The organism is Mesorhizobium sp. M0045 (genome assembly GCF_040323385.1).
Lineage (GTDB): Bacteria > Pseudomonadota > Alphaproteobacteria > Rhizobiales > Rhizobiaceae > Mesorhizobium.
This window is the reverse complement of sequence record NZ_JAMYUY010000007.1, coordinates 1-15,011: the sequence shown is the minus strand read 5'-3', so window position 1 is coordinate 15,011 and position 15,011 is coordinate 1. Positions and strand designations below refer to the sequence as shown.

The 15,011-nt window shown below is 62.0% G+C and carries 21 protein-coding genes; 10 read left to right on the top strand and 11 right to left on the bottom strand.

Features of this window, described 5'->3' with window-relative positions:
* Window positions 1-2 precede the first annotated feature (2 nt).
* The 3 genes from NKJ72_RS13495 (at window position 3) to NKJ72_RS13485 (ending at window position 2,290) form a co-directional block, all read left to right on the top strand.
* Window positions 3-713, top strand: coding sequence for an ABC transporter ATP-binding protein (locus NKJ72_RS13495; RefSeq protein ID WP_352477530.1), 711 nt, complete (start codon window positions 3-5; stop codon window positions 711-713).
* A 2-nt stretch (window positions 714-715) separates the two neighbouring features.
* Window positions 716-1,933 carry an ABC transporter permease gene (locus NKJ72_RS13490; RefSeq protein ID WP_352477529.1) on the top strand — a complete coding sequence of 406 codons (1,218 nt, stop codon included), beginning with the start codon at window positions 716-718 and terminating at the stop codon, window positions 1,931-1,933.
* A 114-nt stretch (window positions 1,934-2,047) separates the two neighbouring features.
* Window positions 2,048-2,290: a hypothetical protein gene (locus NKJ72_RS13485; protein ID WP_352477528.1), complete on the top strand. Its 243-nt coding sequence runs from the start codon at window positions 2,048-2,050 to the stop codon at window positions 2,288-2,290.
* Here NKJ72_RS13485 and NKJ72_RS13480 read toward each other — a convergent pair.
* Complete coding sequence (locus tag NKJ72_RS13480) at window positions 2,287-3,009, bottom strand: hypothetical protein (protein WP_352477527.1); 723 nt, start codon at window positions 3,007-3,009, stop codon at window positions 2,287-2,289. The genes NKJ72_RS13485 and NKJ72_RS13480 overlap by 4 nt on opposite strands.
* A gap of 7 nt (window positions 3,010-3,016) precedes the next feature.
* Window positions 3,017-4,129, bottom strand: a complete 1,113-nt coding sequence (locus NKJ72_RS13475) for an endonuclease/exonuclease/phosphatase family protein (RefSeq protein ID WP_352477526.1) — start codon at window positions 4,127-4,129, stop codon at window positions 3,017-3,019.
* On the opposite strand from NKJ72_RS13475, the gene NKJ72_RS13470 reads away from it, so the two are divergent.
* The 3 genes from NKJ72_RS13470 to NKJ72_RS13460 all read left to right on the top strand — a co-directional run bounded on the left by NKJ72_RS13470 (window position 4,128) and on the right by NKJ72_RS13460 (window position 5,361).
* The gene (locus NKJ72_RS13470) at window positions 4,128-4,265 is read left to right on the top strand and encodes a hypothetical protein (protein WP_254820699.1); all 138 of its coding nucleotides are present in this window, start codon (window positions 4,128-4,130) and stop codon (window positions 4,263-4,265) included. The genes NKJ72_RS13475 and NKJ72_RS13470 overlap by 2 nt on opposite strands.
* Window positions 4,266-4,316: 51 nt before the next feature.
* Window positions 4,317-4,901, top strand: a complete 585-nt coding sequence (locus tag NKJ72_RS13465; RefSeq protein ID WP_352477524.1) for a BA14K family protein — start codon at window positions 4,317-4,319, stop codon at window positions 4,899-4,901.
* A gap of 175 nt (window positions 4,902-5,076) precedes the next feature.
* Window positions 5,077-5,361, top strand: a complete 285-nt coding sequence (locus tag NKJ72_RS13460; RefSeq protein WP_352477732.1) for a PilZ domain-containing protein — start codon at window positions 5,077-5,079, stop codon at window positions 5,359-5,361.
* Between the two features lie 12 nt (window positions 5,362-5,373).
* Here the strand turns inward: NKJ72_RS13460 and NKJ72_RS13455 are convergent, their stop codons facing one another.
* From NKJ72_RS13455 to NKJ72_RS13435, 5 genes are all read right to left on the bottom strand, one after another.
* The gene (locus tag NKJ72_RS13455; protein ID WP_352477523.1) at window positions 5,374-5,997 is read right to left on the bottom strand and encodes a hypothetical protein; all 624 of its coding nucleotides are present in this window, start codon (window positions 5,995-5,997) and stop codon (window positions 5,374-5,376) included.
* Window positions 5,990-6,511: a hypothetical protein gene (locus tag NKJ72_RS13450; protein WP_352477522.1), complete on the bottom strand. Its 522-nt coding sequence runs from the start codon at window positions 6,509-6,511 to the stop codon at window positions 5,990-5,992. The genes NKJ72_RS13455 and NKJ72_RS13450 overlap by 8 nt, the downstream gene beginning before the upstream one ends.
* A 499-nt stretch (window positions 6,512-7,010) precedes the next feature.
* Window positions 7,011-7,988 (bottom strand): DUF3592 domain-containing protein, encoded by a 978-nt coding sequence (locus NKJ72_RS13445; RefSeq protein WP_352477521.1) that lies wholly within the window; start codon window positions 7,986-7,988, stop codon window positions 7,011-7,013.
* Window positions 7,989-8,246: 258 nt separating this feature from the next.
* A complete protein-coding gene (ilvC, locus tag NKJ72_RS13440) occupies window positions 8,247-9,266 on the bottom strand; it encodes a ketol-acid reductoisomerase (protein ID WP_023676662.1) in 1,020 nt (339 codons plus the stop codon).
* A 23-nt stretch (window positions 9,267-9,289) separates the two neighbouring features.
* Window positions 9,290-9,943 (bottom strand): TetR/AcrR family transcriptional regulator, encoded by a 654-nt coding sequence (locus NKJ72_RS13435; RefSeq protein WP_352477520.1) that lies wholly within the window; start codon window positions 9,941-9,943, stop codon window positions 9,290-9,292.
* Window positions 9,944-10,100: 157 nt separating this feature from the next.
* Between NKJ72_RS13435 and NKJ72_RS13430 the strand changes: the two genes are divergently transcribed.
* Complete coding sequence (locus NKJ72_RS13430; RefSeq protein WP_352477519.1) at window positions 10,101-10,529, top strand: anthrone oxygenase family protein; 429 nt, start codon at window positions 10,101-10,103, stop codon at window positions 10,527-10,529.
* Between the two features lie 36 nt (window positions 10,530-10,565).
* Here NKJ72_RS13430 and NKJ72_RS13425 read toward each other — a convergent pair whose 3' ends face one another.
* Window positions 10,566-11,018, bottom strand: a complete 453-nt coding sequence (locus NKJ72_RS13425; protein ID WP_254820706.1) for a MarR family winged helix-turn-helix transcriptional regulator — start codon at window positions 11,016-11,018, stop codon at window positions 10,566-10,568.
* A 101-nt stretch (window positions 11,019-11,119) separates the two neighbouring features.
* On the opposite strand from NKJ72_RS13425, the gene NKJ72_RS13420 reads away from it, so the two are divergent.
* Together NKJ72_RS13420 and NKJ72_RS13415 are read left to right on the top strand one after the other, a co-directional pair.
* Entirely contained in the window at window positions 11,120-11,425 is a 306-nt protein-coding gene (locus NKJ72_RS13420) for a Rieske (2Fe-2S) protein (protein WP_254820707.1), read from the top strand.
* Between the two features lies 1 nt (window position 11,426).
* Entirely contained in the window at window positions 11,427-12,152 is a 726-nt protein-coding gene (locus NKJ72_RS13415; RefSeq protein WP_352477518.1) for a glutathione S-transferase family protein, read from the top strand.
* On the opposite strand, the gene NKJ72_RS13410 is transcribed toward NKJ72_RS13415, so the two are convergent.
* Window positions 12,100-13,338: an FAD-dependent oxidoreductase gene (locus NKJ72_RS13410; RefSeq protein WP_352477517.1), complete on the bottom strand. Its 1,239-nt coding sequence runs from the start codon at window positions 13,336-13,338 to the stop codon at window positions 12,100-12,102. The genes NKJ72_RS13415 and NKJ72_RS13410 overlap by 53 nt on opposite strands.
* A gap of 74 nt (window positions 13,339-13,412) precedes the next feature.
* Window positions 13,413-13,823 carry a winged helix-turn-helix transcriptional regulator gene (locus NKJ72_RS13405; protein WP_352466906.1) on the bottom strand — a complete coding sequence of 137 codons (411 nt, stop codon included), beginning with the start codon at window positions 13,821-13,823 and terminating at the stop codon, window positions 13,413-13,415.
* Window positions 13,824-13,958: 135 nt separating this feature from the next.
* Between NKJ72_RS13405 and NKJ72_RS13400 the strand changes: the two genes are divergently transcribed.
* Window positions 13,959-14,849, top strand: coding sequence for an SDR family oxidoreductase (locus NKJ72_RS13400; protein WP_352477516.1), 891 nt, complete (start codon window positions 13,959-13,961; stop codon window positions 14,847-14,849).
* Window positions 14,850-14,892: 43 nt separating this feature from the next.
* Here the strand turns inward: NKJ72_RS13400 and NKJ72_RS30970 are convergent.
* Window positions 14,893-15,011 (bottom strand): KUP/HAK/KT family potassium transporter (locus NKJ72_RS30970; RefSeq protein WP_502895575.1); only part of this gene is annotated, 119 nt, incomplete at its 5' end.

Sequence of the window (15,011 nt, the reverse complement as noted above, 5' to 3'; positions counted from 1 at the left end):
TCGTGGCATCGGTCGCGACCACGCTCATAGGCTTCGACAAGGTCTGGAGAAGCTATGGCCAGGGCGAAGCCCGGGTGCATGCGCTGGCCGGCGTCGACCTCGCAATCAGACGCGGCGAATTCGTCGCCATCATGGGCCCATCCGGTTCCGGCAAATCGACGGCGATGAACATCATTGGCTGCCTCGACACGCCGACCGCTGGGACTTACAGCTTCGAAGGCATCGACGCCGGCCGTCTCGACCGCAACCGCCGTGCTCAGCTGCGCAATCTCTATGTGGGCTTCGTCTTCCAGGGCTATAATCTCTTGCCGCGCACTACGGCGGCGGAAAATGTCGAACTGCCGCTGATCTACCGCGGCGTTCGCGCCCGCGAGCGCCGCGGCCTTGCTATGCAGGCACTTGCCGAGGTCGGCCTTGTTGGCCGCGAGCATCATACGCCAGCCGAGCTGTCCGGCGGCCAGCAGCAGCGCGTGGCGATCGCCCGCGCCATCGTCACCAGGCCAACGCTGCTCGTTGCCGACGAGCCGACCGGCAATCTCGACACCGCCCGCACGCACGAGATCATGGAGCTCCTGACGCAGCTGAACAGCGAGCTCGGCCTGACCATCGCCATGGTCACGCACGAAGCCGATGTTGCCGGCTATGCCCAGCGCACGATCCGTTTCCTCGATGGCCATGTCGCCTCGGATACCGCCAATCTCGAGATGGCCTAGCCATGATCTGGGAAACCGTCCGCCTCTCGCTCCGCTCCATCCGCCGCAACGTGCTGCGCTCGTTCTTGACGCTGCTCGGCATCGTCATCGGCGTTGCCGCCGTCATCGCCATGCTGACCATCGGCTCGGGCACCACCGAGAAGGTCAAGTCCGATATTTCCAAGCTCGGCAGCAATCTGCTTGTCATCCGTTCCGGCCGTCCGGCGGGGCCTGGCGGCCCTGGAGGGCTCGACCAGGTGGTCCGGCCTCTTGCCTACAAGGATCTCGCAGCGCTTGTCGCGCATCTGGACGGCGCGCGCGCTATCGCGCCGGCGTCGCAAAAGCAGGTGCGCGTCATTTTCGGCACCGAAAGCCTGACCTCGGGCGTCACCGGCACCGACAGCGCCTATCTCGATGCCCGCGACTGGAAGCTGGTTTCGGGCCGCCCGTTCAGCGATTCGGAAACCCGCTCGGGGACCGGCGTCTGCCTCATCGGGGAGACGGTGCGCCAGCAGTTCTTCGGCGCCGGTGACCCCGAAGGCGAGATCATCCGCGTCAACCGCACCTCCTGCAAGATCATCGGCTTGCTCGAACCGAAGGGCTATACCGGCTTCGGCCAGGACCAGGACAATGTCGTGCTGATGCTGCTCGCCGCCTATCAGCGTCGCATTGCCGGCAATCGCGACATCGAATCGGTCTATGTCGCCGCCGACGACCGTACGCCAACCACGGTGCTGCAGCAGCGCGTCGAGGACATCTTGCGCGACACACGCCGCATCACGCCCGACCGAGACGATGATTTCTCGATCCGCGACATGACCCAGATCGCCGATGCCATGGCCAGCGCCACCACCACCATGACTGGCATGCTCGGCGCCGTCGCCGGCGTCAGCCTGCTCGTCGGCGGCATCGGCATTATGAATATCATGCTGGTGTCGGTAACCGAGCGCACGCGCGAGATCGGCATCAGGCTCGCCATCGGCGCCCACGAAAAGCACATCCTCATCCAGTTCCTGGTCGAGGCGACGGTGCTGTCGCTGCTTGGCGGCATCATCGGCATCCTGATCGGCCTGGCATTGGCCGGCCTCGCCTCGCTGACGCTGACGATCCCGTTTGCGCCAAGCCCGGCGGTCATCCTGCTTGCGGTCGGCTTTTCCGCGCTGATCGGCATGGTGTTCGGCTTCTTCCCGGCGCTGCGCGGCGCACGGCTCAACCCCATCGACGCGCTGAGGCATGAATAGAGCGTTGCAGCAAATGTCGCCTCGCGACGCTGCCAATTTTATAAGCAACCTGCCCTTGTCGCAGCACAATCTGCAATGATAACAATGCTGTTGGGGACTAAGGGGGAACAATGGATGAGCAAGAGAGGGCGACTGGCTCTGGCGATGGTGATCGTCGAAGCCGCATTGGCAGGGCTTTGGTGGAATTTGATCCGTTATGGAATGGATAATCCCGATCGCGTCACAGCTGACTTCCAGCAGGTAATTGGGCAGACGATGGGAACGGCCATGGGGGCACTCCTGGGTCTCGGCGTGCTGCTGTATTTTGTCGCTGCCCGCAGCGACCGCAAGGCTATTGAAGGCAGGTCGCGACGTTAGAGTCGGAATCCTTGCGCGAAGTGCCATTCGATCAGCGGTCTCATATGCGGCATCAATCCGTCCGGCAGGTCGGCTGCATTGCGGATGATCACAGGACCTTCGATTTCAGGCTCTGACTCGGCCGCGACGAAAGCGCGGATCCGCTGTGCCAGGTCGTCGGCGGAGGCCGTCTCGCGGTAGCGGCGAAAGATCACCGTGCCGCTTGCCGTCGACAGGGCGTAGTGGCGCCTGCCGCGTGTCGCGCCTGATAGGTCGAGGCCGGTTTCCTCCCGTACCTCGCGGATCATGTTGAAGTCGACGTCGACAAGGCCGTCGCGGAAATCGGCGGGCTCGAACGAACCGGCGGCGAAGTAGATGCGGCCGGCATTGACCGTATGCGGCGCCATGCGGATCGCCACCAGCGCATTGTCGCCAGCGACCAGCATGGCGTGCGCGTAGGCATGTTCGGCGCCAGGCACCTGTCTATTGCTGCGCCAAAGCATGAAAGTTGAATACCGCACCGCATGGCAGCGGCCGACGAGGCGATTGTCGCGGTAGCTGAGTGCGGAAAGCAGCACCACGGTGCCGTCGAAAAGCGCCGGCTTCGATGCGGTCTCACGCCGCCAGTTCGCCGCGATCGCCTGGGCATTATCGCGCTCGAATGGATGCGGGCCAGGATCGAGCCTGACGTCGATGGCATCGACCGGCAGGATGACGTTGCGCGGCAGGTCAAAACTCACGCCTGTCTCACGCCATGTCGAGGCCAATTGCTACCGGGCAATGGTCGGATGCCTTCGGCCGGTCCCACCCTGCGCGTGGGAAGCGCTCGACCTCCTGGCCGGCCGGAAATATGGTGCGCCAAGGCTGTCCGTTACGGATGATATCGGGAACGGCGGTGGCGTTCTGCCTGGCCAGCGCCCTCGACAAAAGGATGTAGTCGAGTTGGCAGAGATGCCGCTCTTCCGGTCCGCGCGTGTGATAGAAAGTCCAACGGTCCATTTCCGGCCGCCGCTCGACCGCGTTTTCGCAAAAACCGCCGGCAGTGAGCACGTCGATGCAGGACCGGGTCTCGTCGATCACCTCGAAGCGATAGCCGTCGAAAACATCGCCAGTGATCTTCACGCGCTGCCGGTAGTCGTTCATGTCGCCGCAGATTGCCCAGCGCTTGTCGGCGGCATGGTCCTTGCCGAAGCGCTCCTCGATGATCCGGCGCACCGCCTGCGCCTCGGCGATACGCAGCGGCATTGTCGCCTCGCGGCCGTCGAGGCCGTTACGGGGCGAGCCCATCGACTTGAAATGCACGAGATAGAGCGTCAACGGCGCGCCAGCCACGGTCAGATCGATTTCCAGGCAGTCGCGCCGGAAGATGCGTTCATTGGCCTGGTGACCAAGCGCCGCCAATTCCGCCGTGTGCAGCCCGAATTGCTCGAACGTGACATAGGCGTAGCTGGTCATGCGCACGAATTCGATCGGCTGGCCCTGCGCGGTCTCGTTGCGCATCATCACGGCGACGTCGATGCCGCGCGAATCATTGCCGGCGGTGGTGTATTTCTGCCGGTAGCCTTGCCCCACCATCTTGAACAGATAACCATATTCGAAGGCCTTCAGCGCCTCGATATTATCGACCTCCTGCATGCAGATGATGTCGGCGCGGGTGGCCGCGATCGCCAGCGCCGTCAACTGCCGCGTGTCGTCGGATTGCGCGATGGCCCGCGCCTGCTCGAGCATCTTGTATTCGGCCTCGCTCTGGATGTCGAAGAGCGCCAGCGTGCGATCTTCGTTGAGCTGATTGCGGTATCCGGAATAATCAAACCTGTTCATCAGGTTTTCGACGTTGAAAGTGGCAAGGCGCAGCGACATGGCTTTGACCTTTGCCCGCAAGCGCGCCCGAAAACAAGGGCGCAGAAATCAGGCGGCTCTGCTTGATCGCGCGCTCGCTATGGCTGACGGAACCTTTTTGTTCATCTTCCGTTCAGATGGAAAGTTCCATCAATAGGCCCTTCCCCGGGGTATTCTGGGCGTGGGGCCTGAATCTTCGGAGAGTGCGATGAAACCGCTCTTTTTATCTTCTGTCAGATCCGGGCTGATGGCCCTCGGTCTGATCACCGGCCTCTCGGCCCCCTCGCTTGCCGGGCCAATACCCAAACCTCTGCTGCCGGTGGCGGGCAATGCTGCCGACATCGTGCAAATTCGTGAAGATTGGGCAGGCGGCAATGACAGGCAGATCTGGCGTTGGCGCAATCGCGGCTTTCGGCAATGGCACGGCGGCGACGATTGGAGATGGCGGTCCCACAATTTCCGCGGCCGTCATTTTTCGAGACACTGGGATAATGGCGGCTGGGACGACAGCTGGCGCTGGCGCCACCATCGCCGCCATTACCGCGGCGGCTACTATGATGATGGTGCGGGTGCCGCGATTCTTGGCTTGGGCCTGGGGCTCGGCCTTGGCAGCCTGTACAACAGCTACAACTACTACGACGCGCCGCCACCGCGCCGCTATTATCGCGCAGGGCGGCTTTCCAGTGCACATGTCCAATGGTGTTACAATCGCTACCGGTCGTACCGCGCCTGGGACAACACCTTCCAGCCCTATTACGGGCCGCGCCAGCAATGCTACTCGCCCTATAGGTAAGCAGGCCGACAACAAGCATCGTTCGGCGCCGTGCTTCGCGGCGCCTTTTTCTTCCAGCCAGGAACCGCGAACATCTCCCAGTCCCGACTGCTGATAACGCTATTTTTATCAGGCAGGTCTAATAATCCTCCCGATCAGAACGCCCGAGACGCGAAAAATGGCTGGATTGCGTGCGATGGCCGAGGACGAACAGAGGGACAAACGCCGGCAGCGCGTCTTCAAGGGCGCGACGATCCTGACCGGCATGACCAATTCCGAGGTCACATGCACGCTGCGCAACATGCATGCCGGCGGCGCCGAATTGAAGGTCTCGATCGACGCGCGCGTGCCCGATGAGTTCCTGCTCTATGTTCCGACCGACGGCATCGCCTACAAGGCCGTGGTCCGCTGGCGCCGCGAGGACCGCATCGGCGTGATGTTCACCGGCACCCAGCCAAAGCCCAGTTGGCATTACGGCTGATATCTACCGGCGCTATCCGGGTGGCAGGACTTGCAGCGTCTGCTCGTCAAACAGCGGCTCATCCTGGCCGACGCGAACGAATAGCAGCTTTCGCAGTTCGGGTGATTGCACCTCGAAATACTGAATGCCGTCCGGGGCTTCGCCCCATTCGCCGCAAGGCGGTTCGCCGACCTCGTCAGGGTTGGCGACGGTCTTCAATTCCTCACGATAGGCGGCATCGGGACTGAAAACATACCGGAGGATGCGCGCGGGCGTCGCCCCTTCGGTGTAAGGCATGAGCACGCAACGTGTGCTGATGGCTTTCTCGGTCTTCTGCGTAAAAATGCGCTGCAACGCAGCATCGGCGGCCTCGCCCGGCAGCATATCGAAGACTTCGACGACGGGATCGGCCGAACCGCCATCGCTGTATTTGATGGCAAGAGCATTGCCGCCAAACTCGAAATGAATCCGGCGAAAACCGAAATCGCAGCGCTGTACCCAGGCAGCCAGCCCGACATCCCTATCCGCCAACCGTTCCCAACTGCATTTGTCGACGGGCGGACGCGACGGCGTGCTTTGGTCGGCACGAGCCCCCGGGGCCATGGCCACAAGGACCGACAGGGTGCAGATGCAGGCCGGCAGTCTCTTGTTATTCATAGCTGCAACCCGTCAAGCTAAAGGCGTCCCAGGCCGAACCGTCGGGATTGGCTTTGGCGAAATCGGGCCATTCGGTAAAAATCGCGCCGAAATCAGGCAACAGCAACCCTGCCGGTGCCGGCGAAGTTTCGCGGGAACTCAGCTGCTCGGCACCGCCTGCACTGAACGCATAGACCTGCCCGTCCCACACTCTGCACAGTCCGGTGCCGTCCTCAAGACCCGCCTCGCGATCGTCGTCGGTGCAGGTGTGCCGGATCGTACCCACAGGAAACGAATACTTGCCATTGGTCCAGGTGATGTCCGACGGCAGACGAAGGTCGGTGTTGGGTACGATCAGCGAAAAGACCTCGGTCGTCAGCGCAGCCGGCTCGTTGTCTGTGGGCCGGAACTGTATCGTCGCTCCCGAACGCGGCTCGCGATAGGTCGCATGGCTGAGCGAACATTCTGTTGCGTTCGCTGCTTGCGACAGGCTCAGCATGCACAGAAAAATAGCTGCTGCCTTGCGGATGATCATTTAAGTCCCTGGAGCAGCATCATTGTGAAATCTAAGTATCGATGCTTTAGCATGGCCCGATGTCATGGTCGAAAGAAAGAATCGATGATCCGAAATCTCTTGATGCTCATTTCGATCTCAACATTTTCGTGCGGCAGCGCCTTTGCCACGGAACCCTATGTCGGCACATGGTCCCGGGACAGATCGAACTGCACCGCCGTTGCGGATGTTCAACGCCAGACGGTCTACACATTGTACCGCGATGCGCTGTCGCTCCCTGCTCTCGGCTGCGAACACGCAACGTTTCTCAAGACACCCACGGGTTGGGTGGCGCGGGCCAGCCAATGCTACGGATCCGACCCGTCGGCCGAAGAGCCGTTCTCCCGTGTCATCCATGTTGTGGTCGACGGGGCAACGTTGAGACTGACATGGCCGGGCTTCGACAGCGGAGTTCTTGTCAGATGCTGAAGACAAGTGCCCTTCCTCTGGATCTACAGCGTCGAGGACGGCAGCTTCAGCCTTAGATCACCCCGACAAGCAGCGCGGCTCCACCTATGAAGCCAACTGCGCAGACCCACAGGAGCCAAAGCCCACTCACCCTGCATTCGAGAACCGCGGCAGCCGGATTGACGGGATCGTAGTGGACTTCGACCTTGTCGCCCTCGAGGTAGCGCCGTGATTGACCGCTGACGAGGCTCGGCAGCGAAGCCGTCACGTTTGCGCCGAAAGCGATGCGATCGGCGGCGTAGCGCTGGCCGGCGACGCTATAGCTGTAGACGATGCGGGATTTGAAGACTGTTCGCCAGGGCCGATAGCCGCCTCCGGACCTGTCGCGGGTCTCAAATTTCTGTGAGCCCGAAGCATCGATGTGTCCTGCCGTGATGGGCCATTTCGCCGCCTGTTCCGCTAGTGACTTCTGGGCGAAGCCCATGCGCAGGACAAACAATCCCATGAACAGCAGCAGGGCCGCGGCGCCGAGGTTCTGCGGCTTGGGCAAAAACGGCCGGATCGCTTCCAGGACGCCGCCGACGGAGAAGACCAATACCAGCGCGCCAACCACCAGCCCGGCCGAAAGCTGGACCATGAATTTGAAGGAACCTTCGGGCATGGTGCGTTCGATCACGGCCTTGGCTGGATCGGCCGGGTTGTAGAAGACGGTTACGCCGGCCCCGTTTGGAAATTTCGCAAGGGTTTCCGCCACGGCAAAGTTTCCAAGGTTCTCCTGCACGCTGTAGTGCGAACTGCGAAACTTCTTGCCGTTCACCTTGTATTCGAAGGTGATCGCCGGGAAGTTGCGCATCTCGGTCGACCCTCTGCTGTCCGAACCGGATCCCGAACTGGTCACCTCGCGAGCCTCGACACGCGACGAGACGATCTTTCCCGGCGTCGGAGACCAGCGGCTGACCGCCCTCACCTCCCACCACTTCAGGAACGTGACGAGGGAGAGCATGCCGGCAACCGCGCAGGCAAACCCGATCAACAGAAACTTGAGTTCCAACGCTCACCCCCTTTGGCACTTTTGTGCCATGCCCCGCACAGGCATACCACGGTGATGAGGATAATGCGCCTGTCCACAAGCCTGGGAACCACACAATATTGATGCGAAAAAGCCGGCGGATCGCTCCGCCGGCCTTTCTTGATCGGCAATGAAATTGCGATAGTTCTTGGCCTTATCGACCAGCTTGTTCTTGGAAATCCACCGCGCGCCAGCAGGGCGAAGCCTGAGGACGCGCAACGAAACGAACGTGGATTTCCTTCAGTTCTTGGCCTTGTCGACCAGCTTGTTCTTGGAAATCCACGGCATCATCGCGCGCAGCTTGGCGCCGACTTCCTCGATCTGGTGGCTGTCATTGTTGCGGCGGATGCCCTTGAAGCGCGACATGCCGGCGCGGTATTCCTGCATCCATTCCGAGGTGAACTTGCCGGTCTGGATATCCTTCAGAACGCGCTTCATCTCGGCCTTGGTCTCGGCGGTGATGATGCGCGGGCCCGAGACGTATTCGCCCCATTCGGCGGTGTTCGAGATCGAGTAGTTCATGTTGGCGATGCCGCCTTCGTAGATCAGGTCGACGATCAATTTGACCTCGTGCAGGCACTCGAAATAGGCCATTTCCGGCGCGTAGCCGGCTTCCACCAGTGTCTCGAAGCCGGCGCGGATCAATTCGACCAGACCGCCGCACAGCACCACCTGCTCGCCGAACAGGTCGGTCTCGCACTCCTCGCGGAAATTGGTCTCGATAATGCCCGAACGGCCGCCGCCAACGCCGCAGGCGTAGGAGAGCGCCAGGTCGAGCGCATTGCCCGAAGCGTCCTGGTTGACCGCGACCAGGCACGGCACGCCGCCGCCCTTCTGGTATTCGCCGCGCACCGTATGGCCGGGCCCCTTCGGCGCGATCATCACGACGTCGACCGAGGCTTTAGGCTCGATCAGGCCAAAATGCACGTTGAGGCCGTGGGCAAAGGCGATCGCTGCGCCATCGCGGATGTTCGGCGCGATCTCGGATTTGTAGATGTCGGCCTGCAGCTCGTCGGGCGTCGCCATCATCATCAGGTCGGCCCACTTGGCGGCATCGGCCACGCTCATCACCTTGAGCCCGTCGGCCTCAACCTTCTTGGCGGTCGCCGAGCCGGCCTTGAGGCCGATGGCGATGTCCTTGACGCCGGAATCCTTGAGGTTGAGCGCATGCGCCCTGCCCTGGCTGCCATAGCCGATGATGGCGACCTTCTTGCCCTTGATCAGGTTGAGATCGGCATCGCGATCGTAATAGACACGCATTTTTCTTCCTTCCCGTTTTGAATTCAGAGGCCTTGCGGCCCGGTTTTTGCCCTGTAAAGAGCGAGAAACTGCTGCGTCGCCCGGACGGCATCGCCGCCGATCGCCGCATCAGTCAATTCCAGCCGGTCGCCAAGCAGCAGGCGGATCTGCACGTCACGAGCGACCAGCCCGAAAAAGGTGCGGAACGCCGTCTCAGCATCGGAAAACTCGAGGAAACCAGCTTCCTTGCCTGCCTCGAGCACCGGCTTAAGGCGCCTGGCCAGTGCGAAGCGGCCGTTCTCCAGCACGATGGCGCCGAGATCGTCTTTCCCCGAACTAGCCTGGCCGACCGCCACCCGGTTCAGTGCGATCGAGGTGTCGCTCGAAATTACCTTGAGCCAGTCCGAAGCGAAGCGTTCGAGGCTCGCCGTCAGCGAAGCAAGGTCGAGCCCCTTGCGATCAACCGGCACTACCCGCACCTTGGACGCCTGCCATTGCACCGTCGCCGTCAACAGCCCGTCGCGATCGCCGAACCATTTGTAGAGCGTCTCCTTAGAGCAGCTCGCCCGCCGCGCCACCGCGGTCATGGTCAACTGATCGCCCTCTTCGACCAGCAGGCGAAGGGCGGCGTCGAGCACGGCTTTCTGCCGCTCCGTCAGCGTCTCGCTGGTGTCGATGTCGGTCACAGCGTGCAACACAGTCTTTCTCTCAGGAGGCGAACTCGCCCGCAGTTCACATAGGAGCTCGATAGCGTACCGTACGTTACGGTTCGGCTTTATGGCGTATTGCCCGACCCGGCGCAAGTCTTTATTTCTGTAGCTTGCTCCATGCGGGACAACACGGGAGACAGGGATCATGCTCGCCGGATTGCTTGCCTTGACCGTTACCGCAGTGTTCGCAGGCGCGGCCATCTACGTCAGCGTAGCCGAACAACCGGCGCGGCTTCGCCTTGAGGACAAAGCATTGCTGCAGGAATGGCAGCCTTCCTACAAGCGCGGCGCCGCCATGCAGGCCTCGATCGCCGTCATCGCCTGTATTCTAGGCCTCGTCGCTTGGTGGCTGACCAGCAATCTCGCTTATCTGGCCGGCGCCGTGCTGATCATCCTGCCTTGGCCATGGACGCTGCTGGTGATGATGCCCGCAAATAGGTTGCTGGAGGCGATGGACGCGAACACCATCAATGCTGAAGCTCGGACATTGATCGTCAAATGGGGCAATCTGCATATGGTCCGCGTCGGGCTTGGTGTTCTGGCGACATTGGCATTCCTGTTGGGCAGTGCCTGACCTCGCCAATCGGCGCGTCTTCGCCATGAAGGCGTGTCACTCCGGGGCGGGCGGAACTCGCAGGCGCCCAAGCAGAGCTGACAGCGCATCGAGCTCATCATTGGAAAGCCGGGAGCCGACCAACTCCGCGATCGAGCGGCCGTAGACGGCCCACATGCGGCGACGCGTCTCGCGCCCCTTGTCGGTGACGCGGACGGTTTGCCCGCGGCCGTCATCGGCAACGGGAAGCTTCTCGACCAGCCCGTCGGCTTCCAGCCGCGCCAGCAGCCGGGAGATGTTGTACTGCGCAAACAGGGTGCGCTCGGTGAGTTGGAACGGCCGCAATCCGCCCTCGCCCGCCTCGGCAAGCTCATGCAGGACGTCGTACCACGCAAGCGGCGGCAGGCCACTGTCCTTCAGCGCGTCCTCGGCTCTTTCCAACAACTGGCGCGAAACCCGCATCAGGCGGGCCCAGGCTTTGATTGCTGGAGGTGTAGGAATCCCGGTCATGATTGCATCGTAGGTGATAGATGCAATTGCATCAAGCTTGACGATCGATGCAAATGCATCTATATAGATGCAGTCGCATCAATCATGAGAGACAAATTCCGATGAAGTATGAAATCTGCAGGATCGCCGACGTTCCGGAAACAGGCAGCCTGATCGCTCCGTTCTTCGGCCGCGAGGTCCATGTCTACCGCAGCGGCGAGCGTATCCGCGCTGCCGCCAACGTCTGCCTGCATTTCGGTGGTCCGCTCGACTGCAAGGACGGCAAGCTCGTCTGCCAGTGGCACGGCGCCTCGTTCGACATGGCGAACGGTGATCGCCTCGAAGGCCCGGCGCCGAAGGGCTCCCGCCTGATGTTCCTCTCCACCCGCATCGAGGACGGCGCCTTGAACTATGTCTGGGGAGAGTGAGATGACCGGTAAGCTCATCCTCGTCAGCCACCATCTTTGTCCCTATGTGCAGCGCGCGGCGATTTCACTTCGCGAAAAGGGCGTGCCGTTCGAACGCATCACGGTCGATCTCGCCAACAAGCCTGCCTGGTTCAAGGCGATATCACCGCTCGGCAAGGTGCCGCTGCTTCGCGTTGAGCATGACGGCCAGGAAACGGTGATCTTCGAATCGGCGGTCATCCTCGAATTCCTCGAGGAAACCCAGCCCAATCCACTGCATCCCACCGACCCCTATGCCCGTGCCCGGCATCGCGCCTGGATCGAGTTCGGCTCGGCAATCCTCAATGCCATCGGCCGCTTCTATTCAGCGCCTACGGAAGCCGCGCTGCTCGCTGAAAGCGAGACGCTATCGGCAATGTTCGATCGCCTGGAAGTGGAACGGGCCAATGGCGCGGCTGGGCCATGCTTCGACGGCGAGCGCTTTTCACTGGTCGACGCGGTCTACGGCCCGATTTTCCGCTATTTCGACGTCTTCGACCGGATCGGCGATTTCGGCATCCTGGACGGAAAGCCGCATGTCCAGGTATGGCGCGAGGCGTTGCGCATACGCCCATCCGTGAAGGGCGCGGTCGCTCCCGACTATCCGCAACGCCTCCATGCATTCTTGCAGGCTAAGGGTTCGCACCTTTCGGAAATCATCCGCCAAGGCGATCCGGCCATAGCGCTTCCGCAAGCCCTATCGGCTTGAATGGATTGATCACCGTTCCTGTAACCATGGAAGCAAGAAACTGCGGCGCCGGCGGGACTTTTGCCAGCGTCGCCACCAGCCTGTCGCGGACGAACGGCATCACAATCGAATCCGACTGATAAAACGGCGTCAGCACCAGCGACAGCGCCTGGAAGACCCGCACATGCCATCGCCGCGTCCGGACATAGGCCTCCAGTGCAGTATCGACACGGTCCGTTCCCATGAGTGCGTAGTTGAGCGCGGCTGCATCGAGCAGCGCCATGTTCGCGCCCTGGCCGAGCTGCGGGCTGGTTGAATGGGCCGCATCGCCGATGACAGCCAATAGCCGTCCGGCTGGCGTCTTCATCGTGTGATGGCCATAGCGCGCCAGCGACAGCTGCTCGAAACTGTCGATCTGGTCGATGAAGGCCGCGCATTCAGGCCACAGCCCGACCAATCTCGCCTTCCATGCCTCGAGACCTGCCCCCCAGACGTACTCGGCATCCGCCGGCTTGAGGCTCCAGAAGAATGCCGCCATCTTCTGGGCATCCGGCTCGGGCCGGCCGATTGGCAGCACGCCGATCATCACGCTTGCGCTGTCGTAGCGCTGCAGCAGCGCGTGCTCGTCGAAACCCTCGCCGCGCCAGCCAAGCGATGCCCAGAAAGCGCCATAGGCGAGCGATCGCGGTTCGCCCGGATTGTTCACGCACCGCCGCAGTTTGGAGCGTGAACCGCTGGCGTCCACTACCAGGTCGAACGACCCCATCCGTCGTCCGTTGCCGCAGATCAACGTTGCCCGTTCGCCGATTTCCAGCGTCTCAAGCTCGATACCTGTCTCGATGTGGACCGCTTGGCGCCGGGCGGCGCGGAAAAGCACGCCGAACAGAGCTGCGCGATGTACCGCCAGCCCGAAACGGCCGCCACGCCGAGCATCGTAGCGGACGTCGAGCACTGTGCGGCCGGTCTTGGCATCTGCACCATGCAGGCGGTCTATGCGGCAGCCCAGCGCCAGAATGTCTTCGAGCAGGCCGAGATCGGCAAGCACCGTCAGCCCGGTCGGCTGCAGGATCAGCCCGGACCCGACCGGTTTTGGCTGGTCGAAGCGCTCGAAGATCGTGACCCTGTGTCCGGCGCGCTCGAGATAGAGCGCGGTGGCAAGTCCAGCCGGCCCGGCGCCGGCAATCGCGATATCCAGAGAATTGCCCATCTGCCCGCCCCAACCCAGGCCGGACAATCCTTCAGCGCTGTCGCTAAATCAAGGCGCCGTCTCGGCCTGGAGGCTCAGCCTTCGGCAGCATCGAAAACCTTCCGCGCCTCGCGTACAGCGCCGTGATTGAGCTCGGCCCATTGGATCAGCTGATGCAAGGGTCCAAACATCGAGCGCCCGAGATCGGTGAGGCTATATTCGACGCTGGGCGGCTTGGTCGGGAAGACCTGGCGATGTACATACCCGTCGCGCTGCAGATCGTGCAACGTCTGGGTGAGCATGCGCTGTGAAATATCGGGCACGAGGCGCCGCAACTCGCCGAAGCGGTACGGCTTCTCGGCCAAGGCCTCCATCAGCAGCGAACTCCATTTATTGCTGATCCCCTGGATCACGTCGCGAACCGGGCAATCCGCAAGGTTTCCGCCCCCGCTGCCTGCTTTGTATATCTCGAGCTTCGATCTCAGATTGACGATCTTGCCGTCCATGGCTGGTTCCCTGAGTGTGCCTACCTCCCGCAAAACTGCCTTCTTTACGAGGATGGGTCAATTCCTATTTTAGTGCTGGTCTCTTTTTGAGACTAACATATGCACCCGCCGCTCCGCGCAACGTCAGGACCTTTCATGACCGACACCCTTCTTGTCACCGGCGCCTCCGGCCAGCTTGGCCGCGGCGTCATCAATCATCTGCTTGACACGCTCAAGATCTCCCCTCAGCGCATCATCGCCGCCACCCGCAATCCGGAAAATCTGGCCGATCTGGCAGCGCGCGGCGTCACTATTAGGGCGGCCGACTTCGACGACACCGCATCGTTGGCCAGTGCATTTACCGGCGCCGACAGAGTTCTGATCATTTCGACAAACGAGCTTGCCCTTCCGGGCAAGCGCCTGAAGCAACATGAGACCGCGGTCGCCGCCGCAAAAAGCGCCGGCGTTTCGCATCTGCTCTACACATCGATGCCCAATCCGGAGCCAGGATCGCCGGTGCTGTTTGCGCCCGATCACCACGGCACCGAGCAGGCGATCAAGGCGAGCGGCATTTCCTACACCATCTTCCGCAACGGCTGGTACCAGGAGAACCTGTTCATGGCGCTGCCGCACGCCATCGCCTCGGGGCAGTGGTACACATCCGCCGGAGACGGCCGTATTGCCCATGGCGCGCGCGACGATATGGCCGCGGCGATCGCCGCCGGTCTCGCATCGGGGGCAACCGAAAGCACGACATACACGCTGACGGGTCCGCAGGCCTATACGGTCGCTGAAATCGCGGCCCTCGTCACCGAAGTTACCGGCAAGCCAATCGAGGTCGTCCAGCTTTCCGACGAAGCGCTGACCGGGGGATTGAAGGCAGCCGGCGTCCCCGAAGGTTTCGCCCCGGTCATCGTTTCCTTCGACACCAACACCCGCTCCGGCCGCATCAGCATGGTGACCGACGCGGTCGAGACGCTGTCCGGCAGGAAGCCGCGGCCGCTGAAGCAATTTCTTGAGGCAAACAAGGCGGCTCTGGTGAGCTGAGCCTGACAAATGGCCGTGCCCTTCGAAGGGCACGGCCATTTGTTCAGATAGCCACCTGCGTCCCGATCTCGACCACCCGTCCGGTCGGGATCTGGAAATATTCCGTTGCATCGGCCGCCGAGCGCGCCAGCCCGATGAACAGCTTGTCCTGCCAGACCGGCA

What these genes read in the sequence shown, in the direction of transcription:
- NKJ72_RS13490 (WP_352477529.1), top strand. Translation starts at nt 716, where the DNA reads ATGATCTGGGAAACCGTCCGCCTCTCGCTCCGCTCCATCCGCCGCAAC.
- NKJ72_RS13485 (WP_352477528.1), top strand. Translation starts at nt 2,048, where the DNA reads ATGAGCAAGAGAGGGCGACTGGCTCTGGCGATGGTGATCGTCGAAGCC.
- NKJ72_RS13470 (WP_254820699.1), top strand. Translation starts at nt 4,128, where the DNA reads ATGGCTTTGACCTTTGCCCGCAAGCGCGCCCGAAAACAAGGGCGCAGA.
- NKJ72_RS13475 (WP_352477526.1), bottom strand. Translation starts at nt 4,129, where the DNA reads ATGTCGCTGCGCCTTGCCACTTTCAACGTCGAAAACCTGATGAACAGG.
- NKJ72_RS13465 (WP_352477524.1), top strand. Translation starts at nt 4,317, where the DNA reads ATGAAACCGCTCTTTTTATCTTCTGTCAGATCCGGGCTGATGGCCCTC.
- NKJ72_RS13460 (WP_352477732.1), top strand. Translation starts at nt 5,077, where the DNA reads ATGGCCGAGGACGAACAGAGGGACAAACGCCGGCAGCGCGTCTTCAAG.
- NKJ72_RS13455 (WP_352477523.1), bottom strand. Translation starts at nt 5,997, where the DNA reads ATGAATAACAAGAGACTGCCGGCCTGCATCTGCACCCTGTCGGTCCTT.
- NKJ72_RS13450 (WP_352477522.1), bottom strand. Translation starts at nt 6,511, where the DNA reads ATGATCATCCGCAAGGCAGCAGCTATTTTTCTGTGCATGCTGAGCCTG.
- ilvC (WP_023676662.1), bottom strand. Translation starts at nt 9,266, where the DNA reads ATGCGTGTCTATTACGATCGCGATGCCGATCTCAACCTGATCAAGGGC.
- NKJ72_RS13430 (WP_352477519.1), top strand. Translation starts at nt 10,101, where the DNA reads ATGCTCGCCGGATTGCTTGCCTTGACCGTTACCGCAGTGTTCGCAGGC.
- NKJ72_RS13425 (WP_254820706.1), bottom strand. Translation starts at nt 11,018, where the DNA reads ATGACCGGGATTCCTACACCTCCAGCAATCAAAGCCTGGGCCCGCCTG.
- NKJ72_RS13420 (WP_254820707.1), top strand. Translation starts at nt 11,120, where the DNA reads ATGAAGTATGAAATCTGCAGGATCGCCGACGTTCCGGAAACAGGCAGC.
- NKJ72_RS13415 (WP_352477518.1), top strand. Translation starts at nt 11,427, where the DNA reads ATGACCGGTAAGCTCATCCTCGTCAGCCACCATCTTTGTCCCTATGTG.
- NKJ72_RS13410 (WP_352477517.1), bottom strand. Translation starts at nt 13,338, where the DNA reads ATGGGCAATTCTCTGGATATCGCGATTGCCGGCGCCGGGCCGGCTGGA.
- NKJ72_RS13405 (WP_352466906.1), bottom strand. Translation starts at nt 13,823, where the DNA reads ATGGACGGCAAGATCGTCAATCTGAGATCGAAGCTCGAGATATACAAA.
- NKJ72_RS13400 (WP_352477516.1), top strand. Translation starts at nt 13,959, where the DNA reads ATGACCGACACCCTTCTTGTCACCGGCGCCTCCGGCCAGCTTGGCCGC.